This window comes from Streptomyces sp. DH-12 (genome assembly GCF_002899455.1).
GTDB lineage: Bacteria > Actinomycetota > Actinomycetes > Streptomycetales > Streptomycetaceae > Streptomyces.
In genome coordinates, this window is sequence record NZ_PPFB01000001.1 from 7,226,666 (window position 1) to 7,248,329 (window position 21,664).

Consider the following 21,664-nt stretch of genomic DNA (forward strand, 5'->3'; position numbering starts at 1 on the left):
TAGAGGCGCAACCGGCCTCCGAGTGTTCACCCCCGCCCAGACGAACAGCAGTCGCATCGACTGACCTTGTTCTTTGTCTACCAAGATCTTCCGGGCTTGCCGATGGCCTTGAGGGTCTCGGGGCGTTTGACGGTCTTGCCGACGTCGTAGCGGGGTGTCCGGTGTCTGTTCCTGGTGCCGGGTGGCCGTCCGGGGGCGGCGCCGCGGGGTTTGGGAACACGGGCCGGGCAGGCGAGGTGAGCGCGGATGTTCCTGAACCCCCGGCGGACCCGGGCGGGGGTGAGCCGGCCGGAGGCGGTGGGCTTCTCCCAGGGCCGGCGGAGGTCCGCGGCGAAAGGGCGGGCGAGCCGGAGCCGGGTGTGAGCGACGATCAGGATCCAGGTTCAGCGGTCCGCCGCCTCGGGGGTACGGAGTTTCGGGGTGGTCCAGCCGAGGGTCTGCTTCGCGAAGCGGAAGGCGTGCTCCAGATCGAAGCGACGGAGAAACGCCTGCCAGAGACGGTCCACGTCGTCCGGGTGGCACCAGTCTTCGAGGACCACGACCACACCGGCGGAGCGTGCCGTTCCTTCGACAGATGCTCTACCTTCAACCGGATCAACATGCCTTCGACCAAGGGCAGTTCGCCGCTGTGGTCGAGCCGGGCCGAGCGGTGGGTGAGCCGGGGATGGACCCGGTCCCATGCCCGCGTTTCGCCCCTGCCGTAGTTGGTGGTGTCGGTGACCGTGGTGATCGCGGGCTCGGGCCGGGTCTCCGGCTTGGCAAAGCGGAACTCCGGGCCGTGCTTGGGCGGCCGGCCGTTCGTTCCCGGCCGCCGGGGCGGCTTCGGCAGACGCATGACACGGTCGGAGTGGACCCGGCCGACCAGCTCGACGGACAGGGCACGCAGGACCCAGGCCAGGCGGGTGACGTCGTAGCCGGCGTCGCTGACGATCACGACATGCGGGTCCCCGGCCTGCCACTGGCCGGCGGCGATGAGCCGCTCGATGACTTTCCGCAGCTGGGCGGCGGTGACCGCGGCCGCGTCGTCTACCCGGCCGAGCCGGACCGCGTCCAGGACCGCGGTCCAGGACGCGGCGCCCGGATCCAGCGCGGCGACGAAGGGGCAGGGCCGGCCCGGGATGAATCGCGAGGCCGTCTTCGCCCGGCCGTGGACGTGGCAGAAGAGCCGCTCCGCCGAGCACGGCGCCGTCCCTATTCGTGGCGGCACGCCACCACACGTCGGGCGTCGCGCCACCGCCGCACGCGGTCACCGGCTTCCCCGATCACGATCACCAGCACCGCGGAGGCGGCGCACGCCGCCAACCCCGCCTGCTCGCCCACGAGTTCACCGATCACCCAGAGGACAGCGGTGACAAATGCCCACCACGCCGCATAGGCGAGGACGACGTACGGACGGGCTCTTTTCACGGTGACCACGATACGCCGACGCCGCGTCCGGACCGCACGGCCGGTGCACGACGAGCGGGGGCGGGCACCGCGCACTCGGCGCGGCACCCGCCCCCGGCGGTTCGACGACCGTCCGTCACCCGCGGGTGTAGACGATCCGGTAACTGGAGACGTACGTCCGGGACGTGCGCGCTCAGCTCCAGCCACCGGTCCGGGTCCACTTGATGCCGGTGAAGGCGATCCGGTACGTGGTGCGGTCCCGGTAGGAGTACTGGTAGTGGGTCTCGTGCGTCGCCAGGATCTTCTGCTTGCCCCAGCCGTACCAGGCCACGACCTTGCACTTGAAGACGTACTGCTTGCGGTAGCGGTACTGGCGCTTCCAGGCGGTGATCGGCACGGGGCCCTTGTCACCGCTCACGACGTCCCACACCCAGTGGTAGTTGTAGTTCTGCCAACTGCCGTAGGTCCACCGGGTGGTGCGCAGCACCGTGGTGAAACTGCGGCCCGTCCAGGCGTGCTTGGGTACCCGGCACGTGGCGCAGCCGGTCACGTCGTCGCTGTTGACCGGATCGGCGCAGGCGTAGTCGTAGGCGTTGCAGCTGCCGCCCGGAACCGGGCCGGCCTGGTCGTCGACGCCCTGCGGATGGCCGCCGGCGGGGCGGCCTGAAGGAGGGATGCGTCACGCACTCGGACCGCGGAGCGAGATACACCTCGCGTGAACACCGCGCCGTCATAAGCGAGTCGGGTTACGGCAGGGTATGGGCAGAACGGGCTCCGAGGCAGTCGGCCACGTGTCGGCGTACCGAGAAAAGTGCTCAGGCGCGTACAGACGAACGTGTTCAGTCGTGGGGCCGGGAGGACGACCCTGCGGCCGTGGGGTGTTCGCGAGCGTCCCTGACTCGACGGCGGTCTGACCCTGGAGCACGCGGGCGTAGGCTCTCAGGAATGCGGATAGGCGAGTTGTCCAAGTGTACGGGCGTGAGTCCGCGCTCACTGCGGTACTACGAAGAGCAGGGCCTGCTGACCAGCTCACGCTCCGGCGCGGGGCAGCGCCACTATTCCGATGCTGCGGTCCAGCGCGTGTCACTCATCCGGCAGCTGTTCGACGCGGGTATGTCCAGCAGGGTGATCGCGACTGTGCTGCCGTGTGTGGACATCCCGGGTGACCTGGGCGTCGCCGAGGAGACGTTCACGGCGATGATGCGCGAGCGCGACCGGATCGACGCCGACATCGCGCACCTGACCGAGACCCGGGATGCACTCGACGTGCTGATCAGGGCCAACAGCCGACACCGGGCGGAGCTGTCCACGGCCCCGGAACCGCTGGCGCAGCCGACCTGATGCTGTGATCTGCGTCTCAGCCGGTTGCCCCTCACATCAATGTCAGAGGTGAGGATGGCGACAACGCCCGGAATCACCGGGCCGGTCGTACGAGAGGCGGCGGAAGATGGGGCAGGCATGGGGTTTCGGCAGGTATGGCGGGCCCGAGGTACAGGAGTTCTTCGATCGTCCCGACCCTCTCCCCGGTCGCGGCGAGGTGCTGATCCAGGTCGACGTCGCCGGCGTGAATCCCCTCGACCACCTTCTGCGCTCGGGTCTGGTCGACGGGCTCGACGGCGGGCGTCCGTTTCCCCGCGTGCTGGGCATGGAGGCAGCCGGAACCGTTCTCGCCCGGGGCGAGGACGTCAGCGGGCTCGAGGTGGGTGACGCGGTCTTCGGCTTCGCACTCACCGGTGGCGGCACCTACGCCGAGACGACGGTGCTGTCCGCGCCGAACACCGCGCGCATCCCGGAGGGCCTGTCCGCGACCGTGGCGGCAACGCTGCCGGTAGCCGGGACGACCGCGGTGGACGTGCTCGACCAGCTCAGCCTCCCGGCCGGTGCCACGGTTCTGGTCAACGGAGTCGGGGGCGGGGTCGGCCTCGCCGTCGCCCGGCTGGCCATCGGGCGCGAGCTGCGTGTGATCGGCACCGGGAGTACCGCCAAACGCGAGCACGCCGAGGCCATCGGGGTGCGGTTCATCGACTACACCGCCGAGGACGTCGCCGCCGCGGCACGCGAGCTGGTTCCGGACGGCTTCGACGGGATCGTCGACCTGGCCGGAGGCACCTCGCTGCGGACGGTCGCTCCGCTGGCCCAGGATCCCCGCAACGTCATCGCTGTGGGTGACATGTCCGTGTCCGATCTCGGTGGGCGTTTCGTCGAGCGTCGCGTCGACCGCGAGAACCTGGAGCGGTCGGCCCGGCTGGCCCTCGACGGACTCCTCGCACCCGTGATCACCGCGGTCCATCCGCTCTCCGACGCCCCGGCCGCCCTCGCCACCGTCGAGAACGGTCACACCTCGGGCAAGGTTGTCATCGAGGTGGCATGAGACGTGCCCGGCCGTCCGACACTGTCTACCGCCCACTGCGGGCCGACAGGAACCCGTGGTCAGCGCATCATCGGCTGAGCACGTTCACCTGTACGGGGTCGAGCACGTCCAGGCGTACGCCGACACCACGCCACCGGCGGTATCGAGAACGGCTCTTGCCCAGTGGTTCATGTTCGGTTGCCCTGACCCGGCTCTGGTTCAGTGGCCCCGGTTCGACCTGGCGCGTTCGGGGGATCCGGGTCGGGAGACGGCGACGGACGAGGGTGGGTCGGGCAGGGTCTGCTGGATCCTGGCGATCTGGTCGAGGAGCTGTTCGTTGAGCTGGTCGCGGGCGTGCTCGGCGCGGGCCACGGCGAGGGAGGCTTCCAGGGCGCGCTCCCGTGAGATGCCCTGGGCGACGCTGCCGAGCAGGTCGCGGCGGAGGAGCTGGGTGGCTTCCTCCAGGCGGTCGAAGGCGTGGGCAGCAGCCTGCTGGGTTGCGGGTGAGTGCTGGGCGAAGAGGGGGTGGAGGTAGTGGGCGTCGATCGCCGGGACGCCGACCGCCTTGATCTCGGCGTCGAACGTGTCCAGAGCCGGGACCCGGCCCGCCGCGAGGTCCTGTTCGGCGCGTTTGAGGACGTCGATCCAGTGCCGTCCGGTGACTCGCAGGCTCGTCAGTCGTGCGATCTCGGTGTCGACGGCCTGCCGAGTGCGTTCGGCCTCGGTGTCCGAACGCCGCCACCACCGTTCCAGGACCGGCACGCTCACCATGGCCACCGCGCCCAGCACCGCCCCGACGACTGCGCCGATCAGTCCGTAGAGCGCTCCCGTGTCTGCCATGAGTCCAGTGTGCCGTAACAGAATCGACGGTGCGTCGAATTCTGGTCCGCTTACACCTAGGCTGACGGCTGATCACGGGGACGGGAAGAGAGGATGCGCTGTGGAGCGACTGCAGGCGGACGACCCGGGGTGGGCGGGAGATTACCGGCTGCTGGCACGGGTGGGTTCGGGTGGGATGGGCCGCGTCTACCTCGCCCGCAGGCGGAACGAGGCACCGTGGGTCGCGGTCAAGCTGGTGCGGGCGGAATTCGCACAGGACGGGGAGTTCCGTGAACGCTTCCGACGTGAGGTGAGCCTGGCTCGCAGGGCGGGCGGCGCGTGGACCGCGCCGGTGCTGGACGCCGACACCGAGTCCTCCCGGCCGTGGGTGGCCACCGCCTTTGTGCAGGGGCCGTCCCTGGACCGGGCCGTACAGCGGCACGGGCCGCTGCCGGAAGCCTCGGTACGGACGCTGGTGGCCGGTCTGGCCGAGGCCCTCGACGGTGTGCACAGCCGGGGACTGGTGCACCGCGATGTCAAACCCGCCAACGTGCTGCTCGCACTGGACGGTCCCCGGCTGATCGACTTCGGAATCGCCCGGGCCACGGACGCCTCGGTGGCGCTGACCCGCACCGGAGTGGTCGTCGGCTCACCGGGCTACATGTCTCCCGAACAGGTCGTCGGCGGCGAAGTCGGCCCACCGACAGACGTGTTCACGCTGGGCGCGGTGCTGGTGTTCGCCGCGACGGGCCATGGCCCCTTCCCCGGGGACGGGGCGGCCGGCCTGATGTACAAGGTGGTGCACGAGGAGCCGGATCTGGGCGGCCTGTCGGGACGGTTGCGGGAGGTCGCCGCCGCCTGCCTTGCCAAGGATCCGGCGGCACGCCCCGCGGCCGGGGAGACAGCCCGCGCGCTGGCGCCTGACGGGGCCGCGTCCCTGGCCGGAGCGGGCTGGCTGCCCTCGCCGGTCGTGGCGGACGTCCAGGCCCTGATGCGGGAACTGGTCAACCTGCCCGCCCCCGCCGACACCGTGCGCACGGAACCCGCCGGCCCGCCGCGCCGACGCAAGGGGCCGTTGCTCCTCGCTGCCGCTACTGCTGCCGCGCTCGCCGCGTCGGCGACGGTGTTCGTCGCGGTGCAGGCAGGAGGTGACGGCGGCAACGGCGGTGACGTCCCTGGTGCGTTCCTGGGCACCTGGGAGGGGCAGCTCACGACCAGACGTGACCTGCCGGGCGGTACTCTGCGCATCACGATCACGCAGGGCACGGTCGGTGACGTCGTCTCGACCGACGCGGCGGTCTCGATGCAGGGCGTCAGCTGCACCAGTGATTACCTGCTGACGACGGCTGAGGACGACCGCCTGGTCCTGGAGACCCGGTCGAGCGAGAACGGCGGTTCCAGCCCCCTGAACCTGTGCGTAGAGAGCACGGAGACGGCTCGCGTCACGCTCCGGGACGACGGTCGCCTGCACTACGCGTCCTTGAGTGAGGAGGCAGGATTCCCCGAGGGGGACTTGAGCAGGGCCGGTCAGGCGGCGGGACAGCGGCGGTCCCAGGAGCGGGTCAGTCGGTGGCGCGGTAGCCGAGCCCGCGGTGGGCGAAGGTGGTGAGAGTGTCGCGCAACTCCTCCTCCTCGGCTTCAGTGTGATCGCGGGTGAAGAGGAGGTAGCAGGTTCGTTCACCCATCCAGGCGAGGGCCTCCAGCCGGGCACGGTCCTGCGCGGGATCACCCCCGACCAGTCCGCGGGCGCGGTCGTGGGCGACCGCCCGGCAGGCCAGGTCGATGCCGTGCTCCATCAGGGAGACCCACACCTGCCGGTACTCGGCACGGACGGACAGTTCGACACCGACGCGGAAGATGTGGCCGTGGCGGCGCCAGTTGTCGACCTGAACGTCGACGGCCCGCTTCAGGCTGGTGGTGTCCACCGCGTCGCCGGATGCCTCGAGGCCGGTGTAGATGTGCCGGGTGGCTCGTTCGATGACGGCGCACACCACCTCCTCCTTGGAGGCGAAGTAGAAGTACGCAGCGGAACGGGTGATCCCCGCCTGCTTCGCGACAGCCTCCATCGTCAGCCCGGCGACCGACGACCGCCGGAGCATCTCTTCCGCCGCGTCCAGCAGCGCCTGCTCCCGCAGATCACCCTTGCTCACTTTGGCGCGGCGTCGACCCGCCGAACGCGCTTCATCGGACTGACTGTTCATGGCCGCTGAGACTACGCCCCTGTGCCGCTCGAAAAGTCATCGGCGCAGGTGGGAGTGATGCAGTTCGGTCCTGGGATCATGTCCGCGTGATCGTGGGCTCTGCCGTACAGGGTGGCCCGGAGGCTGTTGTCCGTCCCGCCGGTGCTGCTGCGCCGTGACACCGCGAATGACGCCGAGCTGCTCGTGCTGCGACATGAGAACACAGTCAGGACCCCGAGACCCGGGCCGACCGCCTCTTCCGCCTCGCTGCGGAAGGGCTCAGCCCTGGGCACGGCGTCGCTGGGGCATCCGGGAACTCAGGATCTTCGGTGCTGAGGACAGAAAGTCTGCCGAACGGGCGGTTGTGACAAGTGGGATGCCCAACCGGTGACAACCAACGTGCCTCGACCGGTCCTCTCCGCCGGTTCATCCGGCGTCGCCGGTGACAACTCCTGAGCCTCGGCTCAGTATTCGCGGGTCGTCACAGAAGTGCTCTGACGGCGGCCCGCTTCCCCTTTCGCACCCGAACGCGAGGGGAGCCGGAGGCCGTCGCCCTCTGGCACACCGTCAGCGCCGTCGGCCGGCACTTCGAGGGGCTGCTCGCCGACGGCACCGTCTCCGCGTGGACCGAGCCGCCGCTCGGCGAGGCCCACCACCCCGGCGAGGACGACCCCGACCACAACCCCATCTGCGACTGCCCCGCCGTCCCACGCGCGTTCTGCGTGAGCTGCGCGGCCTGCTCCGCCTGTCGGCCGTGCACGTGTCCGCCCTGGGAGCACCTCACCTTCGGCAACCCGCCGGACCCACTGTCACGCTGGCGGAGCGTGAGCGTGACACCGGTGTCACGCCCCTCGAAAAGGGTCACGCCGCCCTGCATATGGGCGCGCTTGTCCGTTCTCATGCCAGGCGGAAGGATGCCACCACCGGCGGCATCGTCATCGACACCCGCGCCCGCCTCGGCTGCACCGCGCCGAGCGGGTCGACGGACCAGGACCGCACCCGGCGTCTGGCCGTCGCCCTGCCCCTGCAGTACGCGGCCCGCCTCTTCGACGCTCAGGAGGCCGGCGCCGGCGACGCCCGACTCCAGGAGATCGCGGCAGAAGCGCTCAGGGAGGTGTACTTCCAGGACGGCGGCCGCCGCGCCGGCTCCCTGGAGGAGGCCCGGTTCACGGACATCGAGCACCTCGAGTTCGGCCTATGGCAGGCGCGCCCCTGAAGCAGCCCACGAGCCCCTGTGACTGAGCCCTTCGGTTGGCGGGTGAGTACTTCAGCCGGCGGGCTGGACCTTCGGCATCGATTGCGCCTGCGAGTCGGTCGGCGTACTCGGTCAAGGCTGCACCGAGAAGGATGAAGCGCCGCGAGGCGCCAGAGTTCGCCACGAGCCGGATCGCAACCGGCGATCGGCTTTCACGGGGATCGGAACCCTCCGTGCGTGACATTGTGACGCACATCACGTAAGAAGCAGAACCTGTGCGCATCATCGGGCGTCTGGCTGGTGTGAGATCACGCGTGAGAACACTGGACGAGCTGGACGAGGAGCGCCTCGTCCGGCTGGTGGCCAGAGGTGACCGCGGGGCGTTCGACGAACTGTACCGGCGCACGTCGCCGTGGCTGGCTGTGCGTTTGCGCCGCCGCTGCGCGGACGAGCAGATCGTCGCCGAGGTCATGCAGGAGACCTATCTGGCGGTGTGGCGCGCGGCCGGTGCGTTCGCCGGGAGTGCGGTCGGCGGGACGGCCGTCGGATGGTTGTGGACGATCGCGGCGCGCCGCCTCGTCGACGCGTTCCGGCGCCGTGCCCACCATGCCGAGCCGCCCGTTGCCGCCGCCGAGCGGGCGGTGGCGCCCGCGGCGGAGGACGAGGCACTGGCCGGGACCGTCGGCGGAGACGTCGGTGACGCCCTTCGACAACTGGCGCCGGAACTTCGAGAGGTCCTGCAGGCCATGGTGCTGGACGGGTTCTCCGTGCGGGAGACCGCCGTCCTGCTCAGACTGCCCGAAGGCACGGTCAAGACCCGCGCCCGCCGGGCCCGGATCGCAATGCGGGAGGCGCTGAGATGAGCGGGGAACACGTGTCGATGCGGCTGCTCGACGACTACGCACGTGGTGATACGGCGGAGATGGCCGTGGACGCGGTATGGGCGGTGGAGGCCCATCTGGAGACGTGCGCGATGTGCCGGAGTCGTCTGGCGGCCTCCGTGGCCGCCGAGGTGCCCGGCATCGCCACGCTCCTCGAGACCGTCCGGGCCGGTCTGGAACCGCAGTTGGACGCAGCCGTCGGAACACCCTCGCGGCGACGCCGCCCGAGGTGGCTGTCGGCCTGGCTGACGCCGGCCATGGCCCCGTGGCTGGCCATGACCGGCGCCGTTGCCCTGATGGCGCTGCTGCTGGACTCGCTCGCCCCGCCTGCGTTCTTCGGCGAGATCTCTCCCGTGTCGGCGATCGCACCCGTGCTGCCGCTGTGCGGTGTCGCCGCATCGTGGTCGCGCGGCCTGGACCCGGCGCACGAAATGACGGCCTCGACCGCCCGAGCCGGCCTGCCCCTGCTCCTCAGGCGCACCACGGCGGTTCTCGTGGTGGTCCTGCCCGGGCTCCTGGTGGGGGGCTGGCTGACCGGAACCATGACGGCCGCGCAGTGGCTGCTGCCCTCCCTGGCCTTCACCTCCACCGCCCTGGCGCTGGGCAGCGTGGTCGGCGTGACTCGCGCCGCCACCGGGCTGGCGGTCGCGTGGGGCGTCGTCGTCGTCGCACCCACGTGGATCACCGGCCACGTCCCCCTTGCCCTGCGAGGTGTTTTCCAGCCCGACCAACTGCCCGTATGGGGGCTGCTCCTCGTGCTCGGCATCGGAGCCGTGATCACCCGCAGAAACGCGTACTCAACGCTGTGAAACCACCGTCGACCTTCGAAAGGGACCCCCGCACGATGCCCACCACGAACGCGGCCGACACCGCGCCGAAAACCTATGCCTGGGAGATCCGGGCCAGCGGCCTGAGGGTACGCGTCGGACGCAAGAAGATGGCCGTTGACGGACTCGACCTCTGCCTGGGCATCGGCACCCACGGCCTCCTGGGACCCAACGGAGCAGGAAAGACCACCCTGATCCGGACCCTGGCCACCGTGCTGCGCCCCACTGACGGCGAACTGGAGATGCTCGGCACCCGCGTGGGCCCGATGGCTGACCACCGGGCCCTGCGCCGCCGGATCGGCTACCTGCCGCAGGCTTTCGGCTACTACAAGCGCTTCACGGTGCGTGAGTTCGTTGAGTACATGGCCTGGTTGAAGGAGGTCCCGAAGGCGGCCGTCCCCGCAGCCGTCCAGCGGGCCGTGGAACGGGTGGGCCTGGCGGACCGCGCCGACCAGCGGATGAAGACCCTGTCCGGCGGCATGGTGAGGCGGGCCGGCATCGCTCAGGCCATCGTCAACGATCCCGCGGTGCTGCTGCTGGACGAGCCGACAGTCGGCCTGGACCCGGCGCAGCGGTTGCGCTTCCGCGAGCTGTTGCAGGAACTGGGCCGCGACACGTGTGTGGTCGTCTCCACCCATCTGGTCGAGGACGTCGCGGCCGCCTGCTCCGACGTGGTGCTCTTCGCCGACGGCCGCCTCGTCTTCCAGGGCACGCCGGACGACCTGGCCGCGGCGGGCGGCCCCGAACACCCGGGCGGCAGCCCCCTGGAGCGCGGCTACTCAGCACTGCTCCAGGACTTCGAGCAGCCGGCAGGCACCTGGTGAACGCGCGAGTCCTGCGTACCGAGCTGAAGCGCTCCATCGCCCCGTGGCCCGGCATCGTCGTCCTGGCGGGCAGCCTGGCGGTCCTCCTGCTGATCGACGGGCTCTGGTGGCAGGGCGACGCGGGATGGACGGCTCAGTGGACCTCCATGGCCCTGTGGACCCGGTACCTGCTGACCTTCTGGTGGCCGCTCGTGGTGGGCCTGGGCGCGGTGTACGGGCTACGCGACTCCCGCTCGCAGATGGCCGAACTGCTGACGACCACGCCGTTGCCGGCCTGGCGCCGTGCGGCACTGCCGGCCGGCGCAACGGCACTCGTGCTGACGTCCGGCTTCGGCCTCCTGGTCCTCGTAGGCGGAGTCCAGGTGGCCCTCGGTGCCACCGCCTACACGAGTCTCGGCTGGCTACCGATCTCGCTGGTGGCGGCGCTGTCCCTCGTCGCGGGGGCCGTGTTCGGCATGGGTGTCGCGCGGGCCGTGCCCTCTGCGCTCACCCCGCCGGCCCTGACGGTGTTCCTCTTGCTGACGGCCCTCTCCCTGCAGCAGAACAACGAGGGGGCACTGCCGTCGAGCGCCGCGCCGAACCGGCTCGCCCTGCTGTTCCCGGCGACTGCTGAGCCGCGGGAGATGCTGCTGACCCTGTCCGGCTCCGTCCACCTCGGCCAGACACTCTGGCTGCTGGGCCTGCTCGCCACCGGTTTCGCACTGCTGTCGGCCGCGACCCTCCGGGCCCGAGTGCTCGCGGTGGCCCCCGTCCTGGCCGGCGCAGCCCTGGCCCTGCTGATCCTCCCGGCCACTCCGCGCGACACCTACGTCATCGACGAGGCCGCCGCCACCCTGGTCTGCGACGGACCGGTGTGCGTGACGCAGGCGAACCGCTCACGCCTGCCTGAACTCGCACCGCGCGGCAAGGACGCGCTGCGCGTGCTGCACGACGCCCTGGGCGACAAGGCGCCGAACTCGGTGCGGGAGGACACCGGGCTGCGCGCGCTCGGCGACGAACGCCGACTCTCCGGCGACGCGGTGCGGGTCGACTTCGACGACCCGCTGATCGCCCGTGCCACAGGGACGGAACTGACCCGTCTCCTGGTCGCCCAGGGCCTGGCACCGAACTGCGCACCGCGCACCCCTTGGGAGGGCGGGGGGCAGGTCGACATTCCCGTACAGAGCATCGCCGCGAGCTGGGCACTGGGCGATCACCAGCTCAAACCGCTGCAGGAGCCGGACCCCTACGCGTACTCGCAGCGTGAATGGGCGGACGCCGACGACGCCTGGCAACGGCTGATGGCGCTGTCACCGGCCGAGCAGCGCTCGCGGATCGCCGAGGTGCACGCCGCCGCTCTCTCCTGCACGGTCCACGACGAGCTTTCGGTGTTGGCGGGGGAGGGGTCGCAATGAGGTGGCTGATCCTGTACGCCCGTTCACGACAGGTGCCCACCTCGGCTGCAGCGGTCGCGCTCGTCGCGCTGGCGGCGTGGGCCTTCAACCAGGACGGCGCGGGCCCGATGAGCCTGGGGACCGCGGTCCTGATCCTCACCGCGAACGTGGCGGCCGCTTCCGTCGGGCTCGGTGGGCAGGACGCCGCGCTGGATCGGACGGCCGCGATCCGGTGGATTCCCCGGCGGGCGGCACACGTGCTGCTGGCCGGCGCGGTCGCCGGGGCGGCCCTGCTGGCGGTCCAGGCAGCTGGGGCCAAGCTCGCCCCGGCCGCGCTCGTCGTCCGCGACAGCGCCGGCTTGGTCGGCCTGGCCGCGCTCGGGGCGGTGCTCTGCGGGGCCCAGTTCGCATGGACCCTGCCGATCGGCTGGCTCGCGTTCACCCTCCTCGTCCCGGCTCCGCCCGGCATCGCGGGAGAGGTGAGCAACTGGATGATCATTTCCCCCGCCACGACGGCCTCCGCCGCGACCGCGTGGGCCCTGCTGGCGGCCGGCACCGTGCTGTACGCCGCAGCAGGACCGAGACGGTGACGGACACGCTCCGCGCTGAGCGCTTCAGCCGGCGGAACTCGCCGGCTGAAGCGCTCAGTCACAGCCCCGGACCGCAGCAGGTCCGGGGCTCGTTCGCGTATCCGCGGGGGTTCGGATGTTCATGCGCGCGACGCCGTGCCCAACGAACACCGTCGCGTACGGGTCACGACGCGCGCGGTGGCCGGGCAAGCCGGTGCGGAGTGCGGCACGGCATGTCCTCCTCCACGCCGATGCCCGGGCACACGAAAGGTTCGGTGTCCTTCTTCTGCACCGCGACCGCGGCCCGCGCCGCGTCTTCAAAAGCCCTGCCCCTCCCGGTCGGTCTTCACCTCGAAGCGGACCGCCAACTCGAACGAGTGAGGCGCCCGCCCGTACCAGGCCCTGTACTCCCGAAGCTGCGACGAAGTGGCAAGTAGCTGAAAGCGAAACTTCAGACACCGCTTTTTTGGTGGGGCTTCCCTCTCCGAGCGCTACATCGCCGTGCCCGCCGCTTACGCCCTCACCCGGGCCGGACCGCTCCCGGCTACGGTAGGTGCCCATGAACGCCTACGAGCGGGCCGTGCAACGCGCCCTCGCCGCCACCGGCCACACCCACCTCACCACCCGTCAGCTCGCCGCGCTTCTCGACCGCACCGAGGAAGCCGCTCCGCACGCACAACACCTCCAACGCCTCCACCCCGGACACGCCACCACCCGCGACCGCCTGCACGCCGCCGGCATGACCTGCGCACGGATTGGCCTCCACGACGACGGCGACCCGGAGTTCCTCGACGCGCTGCTGCAAGAACTCGCCCACGCATAAGAGGCCGTTTTCGTCTGTAGTGCATTGCTATAGCCGGTTTTCTGCGGTGGGCTGGTGTGGTGTTGATGAGGCTGCCGATCCGAGTGGGGGCTCAAGGGCTGGATGAGGTGGCGGGCGGGGCCGGAGGCGGCTTGTGCCTGTTTCATTCCAGGACGCCTGGTTGCGTTGCGCTTCCACGAGGCGGGACACGCGCCTGGGCGCACTTGTCTGCCGGCGGTACATCCAGGTCATGAGCGAGCGTTGTGCGTATCCGAGTGATCTGTCCGATGCCGGCTGGGAGCTGGCCGGGCCGGTCCTGGCGGCCTGGCGGGCCGAGCGCCGCCGCCGGGCCCTGGCATCCGGGCGGCCGCCCGAGCACGAGCTGCGCGAAATCATGAACGCGATCCTGTACGTGGACCGTACCGGGGTGCGGTGGCGCTGCCCGCCGCACGACTTCCCGCCCTGGGAAACCGTCTACGGCTACTTCGCCAAGTGGCAGAAGGAGGGTGTGTTCGCCCAGTTCAACGGCCTGCTGCGGGAGCTGGTGCGGCAGCAGGAGGGCCGCACCGCCCGGCCCTCGGCGTGCGTCATCGACGCGCAGAGCGTGAAGACCTCCACCGGCGTCCCGGCCGCCGGGCAGGGCCTCGACGCCGGGAAGGAGATCGTGGGTCGCAAGCGGAGTATCGTCACCGACACCCTCGGTCTGCTGCTGGCGGTGCTGGTCACCGCGGCGGGCGTGCAGGACTCCGACGCCGGCCGGGCCCTCGTCGAACACATCGCCGCGGAGCATCCCACCGTCCGCAAGACCTGGGGCGACGGCGGCTACCGCCAATACCTCGTCGCACACGCAGCCACCCTCGGCATCGACATGGAAATCGTCCAACGCACGCCCGGCACCAGAGGATTCACCCCGATCCCGAAACGCTGGGCGGTCGAGCGGACCTATGGCCGGCTGATGCTCCACCGCCGCCTGGCCCGCGACCACGAAGCCCTCCCGGCCCGCTCCGAAGCCATGATCCACCTCGCCATGACCGACCTCATGGCCCGCCGCCTCACCAACGAGAGCGCCATCTCCTGGCGCGACCCCGTAAAGCCACACCAATCACAGATTCCGGGATGAAACAACGGGAGGAAGCGACCTCTAAGCGTGTTTGGGCCGTTGCGGTACGCCGGTAGGCCGACCTCGTACCTCCAGCCGTCGGACACCTGACGCCGGGACCACAGGTGGGCGACGACCTCCGGGTCCCCGGGCAGCAGCACCCGGATGGGCACCGGCACCGGCTCGGGGGCGGAGGACGTCGTCACGCCTCCCACCGTACGGACGGACGGTGGGGCGCCGACGTCCGGCGCAACCTGCCGCGGGCACCGGCCTCTGTCCACAGACCGACCATGGCGTTCTGGTCCGCATGAGCGATGACGAGCAGCAGCCAGCCCCGCGCCGCGGCAAGGTTCTGGAGGTCCTCGCGCGGGCGGAGCGGAAGGTCTTCACCCGACCCGCGCCGAAATCCGCAAGGACACAGGTGAAATCCCTCCTCACACGGGCGAAGGGGTCGACGCAGGCCCTGGCCGAGCGCCTGGGCGTTTCGCGCCGCACGGTGGAGCGGCTACCGGTCCGGGAAGCTGACGACCCCTCGGCATCACCGAGCAGATGGCCATGGGCTGTCTCGGCGCGGCCCGCCCGAAACGCACCGCCAGGCTGCCCAGCCAGCCCGCCTGGCTCAGTTCTGGATGGTGGCGAGCCAGTCGGTCAGCAGCTTGTTGACCTCGTCGGGGCGTTCCTGCTGGATCCAGTGGCCGCAGCCGTCCAGGAGGTGGGAGGCGGACAGGGCGGGGAGGGTGGTGGGGTAGGCGTCGATGGCGTCGGCCATCCAGGTGGTGGAGGCGTCCAGTGCACCGCCGACGAACAAGGCGGGTTGTTTGATGGGGGCTCCGCGGTAGGAGGCGAGGTCTTCCCAGTCGCGGTCCATGTTGCGGTAGCGGTTCAGGGCGCCGGTCAGGCCGGTGCGCTCGAACTCTCCGGCGTAGACGTCGAGGTCCTCCTCGCTCAACCAGGCGGGGAGCGGGCCGGCGGGGAAACGGTCACGCAGCTGGCCGTCCTGGGCGACGAAGTGCGGGTCGGGCTCGCCCTCGGCTGGCATGGTGTCGGCGGACAGGGCCGCGTAGAAGCCCGCGAGCCAGCCCCGCACGTCAGGCTCGATCTCCCTCTCGGCGCGGCCGGGCTCTTGGAAGTAGGAGACGTAGAACTCCTGCTCGGGGCCGCCGATCTGGCCGAAGATGTCGGTGGGACGGGGGCCGCCGGGTGGCGCGTACGGGACGCTCAGCAGGCCGACGGCCCGGAAGACCTCGGGGCGGAGCAGGGCGGAGGTGGCGGCGATGTTGGAGCCCCAGTCGTGGCCGACGACCACCGCGTTCTCCTCACCGAGGGCACGCACGACGGCGACGTTGTCCTCCACCAGGTCGAGCATCCGGTAGGCGTCGGTCACGGCGGGCTTGGAGGAGCGGCCGTAACCGCGCACGTCGATCGCCACCGCCCGGTACCCGGCCGCGGCGAGGGCCGGAATCTGGCGGCGCCAGGAGTACCAGGACTCGGGGAAGCCGTGCACGAGCAGGACCAGCGGGCCGGTGCCCTGCTCGGCCAGGTGCAGGCGCCCGGCCGGGGCCTCGACGGTGCGGTGGCGAAGTACGGCGGTCGGCTCGGATGGCATGAGGGACTTCTCCTCGGTCGCGGACGGTCGGCGGCTACCCCTCGATCATGCGGCGCGGCGGCCACTCGACGCGATCAGCGTTGCCATCCTGGCAAACTTGCAGGCAGGAAGATGAAACGGCGCGGCGGAAAGGAACAGCGACAGTGGCAGAGGACGACGTGGCCCAGACGCTGGCGGCGATGGGGCCCCGGCTGCGGGCCGTACGCGAGCGCCGTGGCGTCACACTCACCGATGTCAGCCGCGCGACCGGCATCTCGCCCAGCACGCTGTCGCGGACCGAGACCGGCCGGCGCAAGCCCACCCTGGAGGTGGTGCTGCAGCTGGCGAAGGAATACGAAGTCTCCCTCGACGAACTGGCCGGCACCGCACCCGCCCCTGCAGCCAAGCCCCGCAGCACGGCGCCGCACAGCTTCGGCGACGACAAGGCGGTGTTGCCGCTGACCCGGTACGTCGGCGGCCTGCACGCCCACAAGCATGTCCTGCCCGCCGTCGGGGAGCCGCCCAGGCGTCCCCGACAGGTGTCCCACGAGGGCTACGAGTGGTTGTGCGTCCTGTACGGGCGGCTGTGGCTCGCACTCGGCACCCAGGACCTCGTCCTGACTGCCGGGGACGTCGTCGAGTTCGACACCCGCATCCCCCACGGAGTCGCGAACGCCGGATCCGACGGACCGGCCGAGTATCTGATCATGTTCGGACCTCAAGGAGAACGTATACGGCCGCGCACCCCTCCAGCAGCTGGTCGCGGGATGGGTGACAGCAAGGCTGCTGAATGAGCAATCGTGACAAGCCCTGTGCCTCGTCGGTGACAACCACGCTGCCTCGTTCGGTTCCATTCACCACGTCATCCGGCTCTGCCGGTGACAACTACCGTGCTCCGGCTCATGTACGTGAGCTGAAGCGCGATAGTTGACACAAAGGCAGGCGTGTTGTCACCAGGGCTGCCGGGCGATGGCTTTGTTCTCGGGATCGGGTTCTGACTCAGCTCCCGTAAATGGGTCACGCTCCGAGACTCGGGTTGTCCGGATGCCGACCCGCGACCACAGCGTGGCGGAGCAGTCGAAGAACTACCGCTATTCGACCAACCACCAGGTCGTCATCGACGCTGGCACCCGGCTCGTGGTCGTGGTCGGCCGATCGCTGCCCGGCAACCGCAACGACTGCCGGGCATGGTCCGAGTCCGGCGCCAAGGACGCCGTTGGTAGGACCCCGACTATGGCGGACGGCGGGTACCCGGGCACCGGCCTGCTGACGCCGCACCGTCGCGGGAACAGCCAGACCAAACTCCCCGCCTGGAAGCAGGAACACAACCGCTCCCACAAACAGGTCAGGGCTCGCATCGAGCACACCTTCGCCCGAATGAAGGGCTGGAAGATCCTGCGCGACTGCTGTCTGAAGGGGCACGGCGTCCACCACGCCATGCTCGGGATCGCACGCCTCCACAAGCTCACCCTCACGGGCTGAATAGAACACCCCGCTCGGTGACCATCACGCCATCACAGCCGCGGAGAATCATTATGGGAAAGCCCTTAGATGCGCTCCAGGTTGGACCACAAGGCACTAAGATCGAATCTAGCGAAATACTCTTCGAGAATCACGAACGGAGGTTTGTTCTTAGGCTCGCAAGATTCCCAGACGGTGTCACATTCCTCGCACACGAGGAGCTGCTCCTGTCTTCCTCGAATGCGGCAGGCAACTACCCACCCCTGATCGCATCTGGGGCACCAGATCAATTTCTTCTCCTAAAGCAGTGAACCTCTTTCATCCTGAATAGCTGCAGGTCAGCAGTGTGTGAACGGCTTGGACGATGGTGCCGGTGCGGCGTGTGGAGCATCTGGCTCGTCGGAGCAGCCGCCAGAATTTCAACTGCGCGAAGGCGTGTTCGCCGGGGGCTCTCAGTCGGGCGTGGTCGCGGTTGAACTGCTGGTAGTGGGGCGGCTGTTCGCGGTGGTGGTAGTAGGAGGTGTGGAAGGTGGCGCCGGCGCCCTGGCAGGCGCGGTCCGCGAGGACGAGGATCTGCCTCGTGAGGCAGACCTGGACGATGCCGTGGGTGCGGGCTGCGGTCAGGTCATGGGTTCCGCCCGGCGTCGCGCGGGAGAACCGGAGTGGTGTGCCGTCGGGACGAGCGATGACCTGCACGTTCATGCCGTGCTTGCGGTACTTGCGGTGCTTCATCGAGTAGTACGGCTCGTCCGCGCGGATCCGGTCGGTGGGGATCATGGTGCCGTCAACGATGACGTGGTCGCCCTCACCGAGACCGGTGAGGGCTTCGTGGGGGCCGGGCGCCCAGGAGACCGGAACGTCCAGAGCCTCGTCCACGTATCGCCGGGCAGTGGCCTGGGATGTCCCGAAACCTGTTCCGAGCTGCGAGAACGTCTCGTTCTTGCGTAGATGGACCAGCGTGAGCAACGCCTGATGGAAGCAGCCGAGTCTGCGCCGGCGTGTGTTGCGGGCCCGGCGGTGTTCGTACAGCAGCCAGGCAGCATGTTCGACGAGCTCGTGCGGGACGTCGAGCGTGGCTCGATACGGAACCGACAGGGCCCCTTCGGTCGCCGGTGTGCTGAGTGGAATTACCACGCCGACGACGAGGGGCCCTGCCCCGTCACCACGCCCGCTGACCAGCCCATTCCACCCTCCAGCGCAGGATGAAAAAGGTTCACTGCACGCCATCACGGAACCGGCTTGGCAACCCTTGAGTAAGAAAGGCGATGCCGCGAGTTCAACCTCAGTTAATTCACTTGGATGCAGGATCAACTGTCTGAAAGTGATCGTTGACGTCTTAGAGCTTGTCTCACGTGGTGAGTTTTGCGAGTTTCTTGTAGCAGGTCAGGGCCGCTGCGAGTCCGAGGAAGGCCAGGAAGTGGCTGCCTTTGCGCTCGTACCGGACGGTCAGGCGGCGGTAGCCGAAGAGCCAGGAGATCGAGCGTTCGATCTTCCAGCGGTGCCGGCCGAGCCGTTCGCTGGACTCGATGCCGGGTCGGGCGATGCGCGAGACGATGCCCCGCTCGCGCAGCCACTTCAGCCTGTCGGCGGAGTGGTACGCCTTGTCGGCGCGGAGCCTGCCGGGCCGACGTCTGCGGGGGCCGCGCCGGGAGCGGATGGCGGGTATGCCCAGCACCAGCGGCAGGAGCGCCTGGCTGTCATGAACGTTCGCCCCTGAGACGCCAAGGGTGAGAGGGAGGCCCTGGGCGTCGGACAGGACGTGGAGCTTGCTGCCTTTCTTGCCCCGGTCGACCGGATTGCGCCCGGTCAGCGATCCTCCTTTTTCGCGCGGACGGAGGCGGCGTCCACGATGGCCGAGGTCCAGTCCACCTCGCCGCGGGCGCCGAGTTCGTCCAGAACGGCCTGGTGCAGCCGCCGCCACAGCCCGTCCTTGGTCCATGCGGAGAACCGGCGATGGGCGGTGGCCGGCGAGACGCCAAATGTCTCCGGCAGGTGCCGCCAGGCACAGCCGCTGGTCAGCACGTACACCACGGCCGTGAACACCGCCCGCTCATCCACCGGGGCCGTGCCTCCGCCTTGCGGACGGGAAGCGAACGAAGGCAGCAACGGTGCGACCAGTGACCAAAGTTCGTCAGGAACCAACCGCTGCGACAAACCAACACCCATGGCACAGCATCATGCCGCATCAACCTCACACCACGTGAGACACCCTCTTAAACCATATTAACCCGAAGAGGTAGGTGTTCTGGGTCGTTGGCCCCTGCGTGAGTGAACGCTTTTCATCCTGAGCGCCAGGCGATCTCGATGGCGTGAATGGCGGCGACCGTGCGACCGATGCGGTTGGTGCTGCACCGAGCCTTGCGGAGGATCCGCCATTGCTTGAGGCGGGTGAAGGCACGTTCGCCCGGTGCTCGCAGCCGGGCGTGGTCCCGGTTGTACCGCTGGGAGTGCTCCGGAAGCTCGTGGTGGCGGTAGTAAGGGGTGCGGACGGTGGCGCCGGCACCCTGATAAGCGCGGTCGGCCAGGACGAGGAGCTGGCGGGACAGACAGGCTTGGATCACCCCGTGCGCGCGGGCTGCGGTCAGGTCGTGGGTGCGGCCGGGCAGTGCTCGCGAGAACCACAGGGGTGTTCCGTCCGGGGCGGCCACGACCTGCACGTTCATCCCATGACGGCGGTGTTTCATCGAGTAGTACGGCTCGTCCCCGCGATGCGGTCGGTGGCAATCAGAGTGCCGTCGAGGATGACGAATCCCTCCGGCGGCGGCTCGCGCAGGGCTTCGCGCAGGGTCGGGGCGCGCTCGGCGAGAAGGTCGACCGTCTCGCACACGTACCGGCCGGCGGTGGCGGTGGAGACGCCGAACCCCGCGGCGACCTGGGCCAGGGCCTCGTTCTTGCGCAGGTGCACCAGGACCAGCAGGGCCTGCCGGAAGCAGCCCAGCCTGCGCCAACGGGAGTTCAGCTCACACCTTCGGGCGTAGATGAGCCAGGAAACGTGCTCAACGACCTCGTGCGGGACGTTGAGCATGGCACGATACGGGGTCAACAGGGCTCCTGTGTCGAGACGTTGGCGAGTGAGATCACCAGCCGCAACGACCAGGAGCCCTGCCGCGTCACGGCCCCCAACCACCAGCCGTCATCACCCGCAAACCACAGGATGAGAAGCGTTCAGTGGGTAAGCCGAAACGATTCTAGTCTTCTGAGTCAGGAATTTTGTTCAGATGGCTGGCCAGGCGCTCGAGGATTTCGTCCGCGGTCTTGGTCCACATGTAGGGCTTGGGGTCGGTGTTCCACGTGGCGATCCAGGTGCGGATGTCTTTCTCCAGCGCTTGGACGCTTTTGTGGACGCCGTGCCGTGTCTGCTTGTCGGTCAGCTCGGCGAACCATCGCTCGAGCAGGTGGAGCCAGGACGATCCGGTGGGCGTGAAGTGCAGATGGAAGCGGGGGTGGGCGACCAGCCTGGTCTTGATGGCCAAGGTCTTGTGGGTGGCGTAGTTGTCCAGCATCAGGTGCACGTCCAGGCCCGTCGGCACCTCCTGGTGGAGCTTGGTCAGGAACTTTCTGAACTTCTCGGCCCGGTGCCGGTGGTGCAGTGAGCCGATCACTTTGCCGGTGGCGGCCTCCAGGGCGGTGAACAGGGTGGTGGTGCCGGTGCGCACGTAGTCGTGGGTGAGGCGCTGGGGGCCCCGGGCATCAGCGGCAGCACCGGCTGGGAGCGGTCCAGCGCCTGGATCTGGCTCTTCTCGTCCATGCAGAACACCAGTGCCCGTTCGGGCGGATCCAGATACAGGCCGGCCACATCATGGACCTTGTCGACGAAGTACGGATCCGTCGACAGCCGAGACGTCTCGGTGCGGTGTGGTGCGGCTGCAGGCCGAAGGCCCGCCGGATCCGCGACACGGTCGACTGCGACAGGCCCGTCTCCTTCGCCGTCGCCCGCGTCGACCAGTGCGTGGCGTTCCTCGGCGTCGACTCCAGCGTCTTGGTGACCACGGCGGCGACCTGCTCGTCGGTGACCGTCCTCGGCCCGCCCGGACGCGGCATGTCACCCAGCCCGGCGATCCGGTGCTCGACGAACCGCTTCCGCCAGCGGCCCACCGCATGCGGTGTCGAACCGAGCCGGGCGGCCACGTCCTTGTTCGACGCGCCACTCGCACAGGCCAGAATGATCCGGCACCGCAAAGCCCACGCCTGCGGCGTGGAACGGCGCCGCACCCATCCCTCCAGCGCAGTCCGTTCCGCATCCGACAGGACCAACTCGGCCTTCGGCCGCCCAGTACGCGCCACCCCGCAACCCTGCACATCTGAACGGAATT

The 21,664-nt window shown here is 69.5% G+C and carries 18 protein-coding genes and 6 pseudogenes; 14 read left to right on the forward strand and 10 right to left on the reverse strand.

The features are described from left to right. Positions 1 to 77 precede the first annotated feature (77 nt). The 3 genes and pseudogenes from C1708_RS31995 to C1708_RS32005 all read right to left on the reverse strand — a co-directional run. Positions 78 to 1,186, reverse strand: a pseudogene (locus C1708_RS31995) (transposase); the annotation flags it as partial. A 5-nt stretch (positions 1,187 to 1,191) separates the two neighbouring features. After that, complete coding sequence (locus C1708_RS32000; RefSeq protein ID WP_241911377.1) at positions 1,192 to 1,407, reverse strand: hypothetical protein; 216 nt, start codon at positions 1,405 to 1,407, stop codon at positions 1,192 to 1,194. Positions 1,408 to 1,579: 172 nt separating this feature from the next. After that, a complete protein-coding gene (locus C1708_RS32005; protein ID WP_198602666.1) occupies positions 1,580 to 1,936 on the reverse strand; it encodes a hypothetical protein in 357 nt (118 codons plus the stop codon). A gap of 395 nt (positions 1,937 to 2,331) precedes the next feature. Between C1708_RS32005 and C1708_RS32010 the strand changes: the two genes are divergently transcribed. Both C1708_RS32010 and C1708_RS32015 read left to right on the forward strand, forming a co-directional pair. Then, entirely contained in the window at positions 2,332 to 2,727 is a 396-nt protein-coding gene (locus C1708_RS32010; protein ID WP_106415947.1) for a MerR family transcriptional regulator, read from the forward strand. A 106-nt stretch (positions 2,728 to 2,833) separates the two neighbouring features. Beyond that, positions 2,834 to 3,757, forward strand: coding sequence for an NADP-dependent oxidoreductase (locus C1708_RS32015; protein ID WP_106415948.1), 924 nt, complete (start codon positions 2,834 to 2,836; stop codon positions 3,755 to 3,757). A gap of 198 nt (positions 3,758 to 3,955) precedes the next feature. On the opposite strand, the gene C1708_RS32020 is transcribed toward C1708_RS32015, so the two are convergent. Further along, a complete protein-coding gene (locus tag C1708_RS32020; RefSeq protein WP_106415949.1) occupies positions 3,956 to 4,576 on the reverse strand; it encodes a hypothetical protein in 621 nt (206 codons plus the stop codon). A 100-nt stretch (positions 4,577 to 4,676) separates the two neighbouring features. Between C1708_RS32020 and C1708_RS32025 the strand changes: the two genes are divergently transcribed. Beyond that, positions 4,677 to 6,164, forward strand: coding sequence for a serine/threonine-protein kinase (locus C1708_RS32025; protein ID WP_106415950.1), 1,488 nt, complete (start codon positions 4,677 to 4,679; stop codon positions 6,162 to 6,164). Here C1708_RS32025 and C1708_RS32030 read toward each other — a convergent pair. Then, positions 6,118 to 6,705 carry a TetR/AcrR family transcriptional regulator gene (locus tag C1708_RS32030; protein ID WP_198602667.1) on the reverse strand — a complete coding sequence of 196 codons (588 nt, stop codon included), beginning with the start codon at positions 6,703 to 6,705 and terminating at the stop codon, positions 6,118 to 6,120. The genes C1708_RS32025 and C1708_RS32030 overlap by 47 nt on opposite strands. Before the next feature lie 140 nt (positions 6,706 to 6,845). Between C1708_RS32030 and C1708_RS36220 the strand changes: the two are divergent. From C1708_RS36220 to C1708_RS32085, 9 genes and pseudogenes are all read left to right on the forward strand, one after another. After that, positions 6,846 to 6,963 (forward strand): annotated as a pseudogene (locus tag C1708_RS36220) (integrase core domain-containing protein); the annotation flags it as partial. Between the two features lie 664 nt (positions 6,964 to 7,627). Next, positions 7,628 to 7,951, forward strand: a pseudogene (gene tpg, locus C1708_RS32050) (telomere-protecting terminal protein Tpg); the annotation flags it as partial. 293 nt (positions 7,952 to 8,244) lie between these two features. Further along, on the forward strand, positions 8,245 to 8,793 hold the full coding sequence (locus C1708_RS32055; protein ID WP_241911378.1) for an RNA polymerase sigma factor: 549 nt from the start codon (positions 8,245 to 8,247) through the stop codon (positions 8,791 to 8,793). Further along, positions 8,790 to 9,620, forward strand: a complete 831-nt coding sequence (locus C1708_RS32060; protein ID WP_106415953.1) for a hypothetical protein — start codon at positions 8,790 to 8,792, stop codon at positions 9,618 to 9,620. The genes C1708_RS32055 and C1708_RS32060 overlap by 4 nt, the downstream gene beginning before the upstream one ends. A 35-nt stretch (positions 9,621 to 9,655) precedes the next feature. Then, entirely contained in the window at positions 9,656 to 10,462 is an 807-nt protein-coding gene (locus C1708_RS32065; RefSeq protein WP_106415954.1) for an ABC transporter ATP-binding protein, read from the forward strand. Beyond that, positions 10,459 to 11,856: a hypothetical protein gene (locus C1708_RS32070; protein WP_106415955.1), complete on the forward strand. Its 1,398-nt coding sequence runs from the start codon at positions 10,459 to 10,461 to the stop codon at positions 11,854 to 11,856. The genes C1708_RS32065 and C1708_RS32070 overlap by 4 nt, the downstream gene beginning before the upstream one ends. Then, positions 11,853 to 12,425 (forward strand): hypothetical protein, encoded by a 573-nt coding sequence (locus C1708_RS32075; RefSeq protein ID WP_106415956.1) that lies wholly within the window; start codon positions 11,853 to 11,855, stop codon positions 12,423 to 12,425. Before C1708_RS32070 ends, C1708_RS32075 begins: the two co-directional genes overlap by 4 nt. Before the next feature lie 538 nt (positions 12,426 to 12,963). After that, entirely contained in the window at positions 12,964 to 13,227 is a 264-nt protein-coding gene (locus C1708_RS32080) for a hypothetical protein (protein WP_106415957.1), read from the forward strand. 229 nt (positions 13,228 to 13,456) lie between these two features. Continuing rightward, complete coding sequence (locus tag C1708_RS32085) at positions 13,457 to 14,326, forward strand: IS5 family transposase (protein WP_106415958.1); 870 nt, start codon at positions 13,457 to 13,459, stop codon at positions 14,324 to 14,326. A 598-nt stretch (positions 14,327 to 14,924) separates the two neighbouring features. On the opposite strand, the gene C1708_RS32095 is transcribed toward C1708_RS32085, so the two are convergent. Then, on the reverse strand, positions 14,925 to 15,911 hold the full coding sequence (locus tag C1708_RS32095) for an alpha/beta fold hydrolase (protein ID WP_106415959.1): 987 nt from the start codon (positions 15,909 to 15,911) through the stop codon (positions 14,925 to 14,927). A 143-nt stretch (positions 15,912 to 16,054) separates the two neighbouring features. On the opposite strand from C1708_RS32095, the gene C1708_RS32100 reads away from it, so the two are divergent. Together C1708_RS32100 and C1708_RS32105 are read left to right on the forward strand one after the other, a co-directional pair. Then, positions 16,055 to 16,684, forward strand: a complete 630-nt coding sequence (locus tag C1708_RS32100; RefSeq protein WP_106415960.1) for a helix-turn-helix domain-containing protein — start codon at positions 16,055 to 16,057, stop codon at positions 16,682 to 16,684. Positions 16,685 to 16,934: 250 nt separating this feature from the next. After that, positions 16,935 to 17,372, forward strand: a pseudogene (locus C1708_RS32105) (transposase); the annotation flags it as partial. 297 nt (positions 17,373 to 17,669) lie between these two features. On the opposite strand, the gene C1708_RS32110 reads toward C1708_RS32105, so the two are convergent. The 4 genes and pseudogenes from C1708_RS32110 to C1708_RS32125 all read right to left on the reverse strand — a co-directional run bounded on the left by C1708_RS32110 (position 17,670) and on the right by C1708_RS32125 (position 21,635). Then, entirely contained in the window at positions 17,670 to 18,485 is an 816-nt protein-coding gene (locus tag C1708_RS32110; protein ID WP_106415961.1) for a transposase family protein, read from the reverse strand. A 214-nt stretch (positions 18,486 to 18,699) separates the two neighbouring features. Beyond that, a protein-coding gene (locus C1708_RS32115; RefSeq protein ID WP_502696104.1) for an IS5 family transposase occupies positions 18,700 to 19,517 on the reverse strand; the annotation gives its coding sequence in 2 pieces (ribosomal slippage) (positions 18,700 to 19,167 and positions 19,170 to 19,517; 816 coding nt in all). A 113-nt stretch (positions 19,518 to 19,630) separates the two neighbouring features. Next, positions 19,631 to 20,376, reverse strand: a pseudogene (locus C1708_RS32120) (transposase family protein). Between the two features lie 163 nt (positions 20,377 to 20,539). Continuing rightward, a pseudogene (locus tag C1708_RS32125) lies at positions 20,540 to 21,635 on the reverse strand (IS630 family transposase). Positions 21,636 to 21,664: the final 29 nt, after the last annotated feature.

Bases quoted from the DNA above. Each gene is read 5' to 3' on its own strand.
- C1708_RS32010 (WP_106415947.1), top strand. From the start codon at position 2,332: ATGCGGATAGGCGAGTTGTCCAAGTGTACGGGCGTGAGTCCGCGCTCA.
- C1708_RS32015 (WP_106415948.1), top strand. From the start codon at position 2,834: ATGGGGCAGGCATGGGGTTTCGGCAGGTATGGCGGGCCCGAGGTACAG.
- C1708_RS32020 (WP_106415949.1), bottom strand. From the start codon at position 4,576: ATGGCAGACACGGGAGCGCTCTACGGACTGATCGGCGCAGTCGTCGGG.
- C1708_RS32060 (WP_106415953.1), top strand. From the start codon at position 8,790: ATGAGCGGGGAACACGTGTCGATGCGGCTGCTCGACGACTACGCACGT.
- C1708_RS32065 (WP_106415954.1), top strand. From the start codon at position 9,656: ATGCCCACCACGAACGCGGCCGACACCGCGCCGAAAACCTATGCCTGG.
- C1708_RS32075 (WP_106415956.1), top strand. From the start codon at position 11,853: ATGAGGTGGCTGATCCTGTACGCCCGTTCACGACAGGTGCCCACCTCG.
- C1708_RS32080 (WP_106415957.1), top strand. From the start codon at position 12,964: ATGAACGCCTACGAGCGGGCCGTGCAACGCGCCCTCGCCGCCACCGGC.
- C1708_RS32085 (WP_106415958.1), top strand. From the start codon at position 13,457: ATGAGCGAGCGTTGTGCGTATCCGAGTGATCTGTCCGATGCCGGCTGG.
- C1708_RS32095 (WP_106415959.1), bottom strand. From the start codon at position 15,911: ATGCCATCCGAGCCGACCGCCGTACTTCGCCACCGCACCGTCGAGGCC.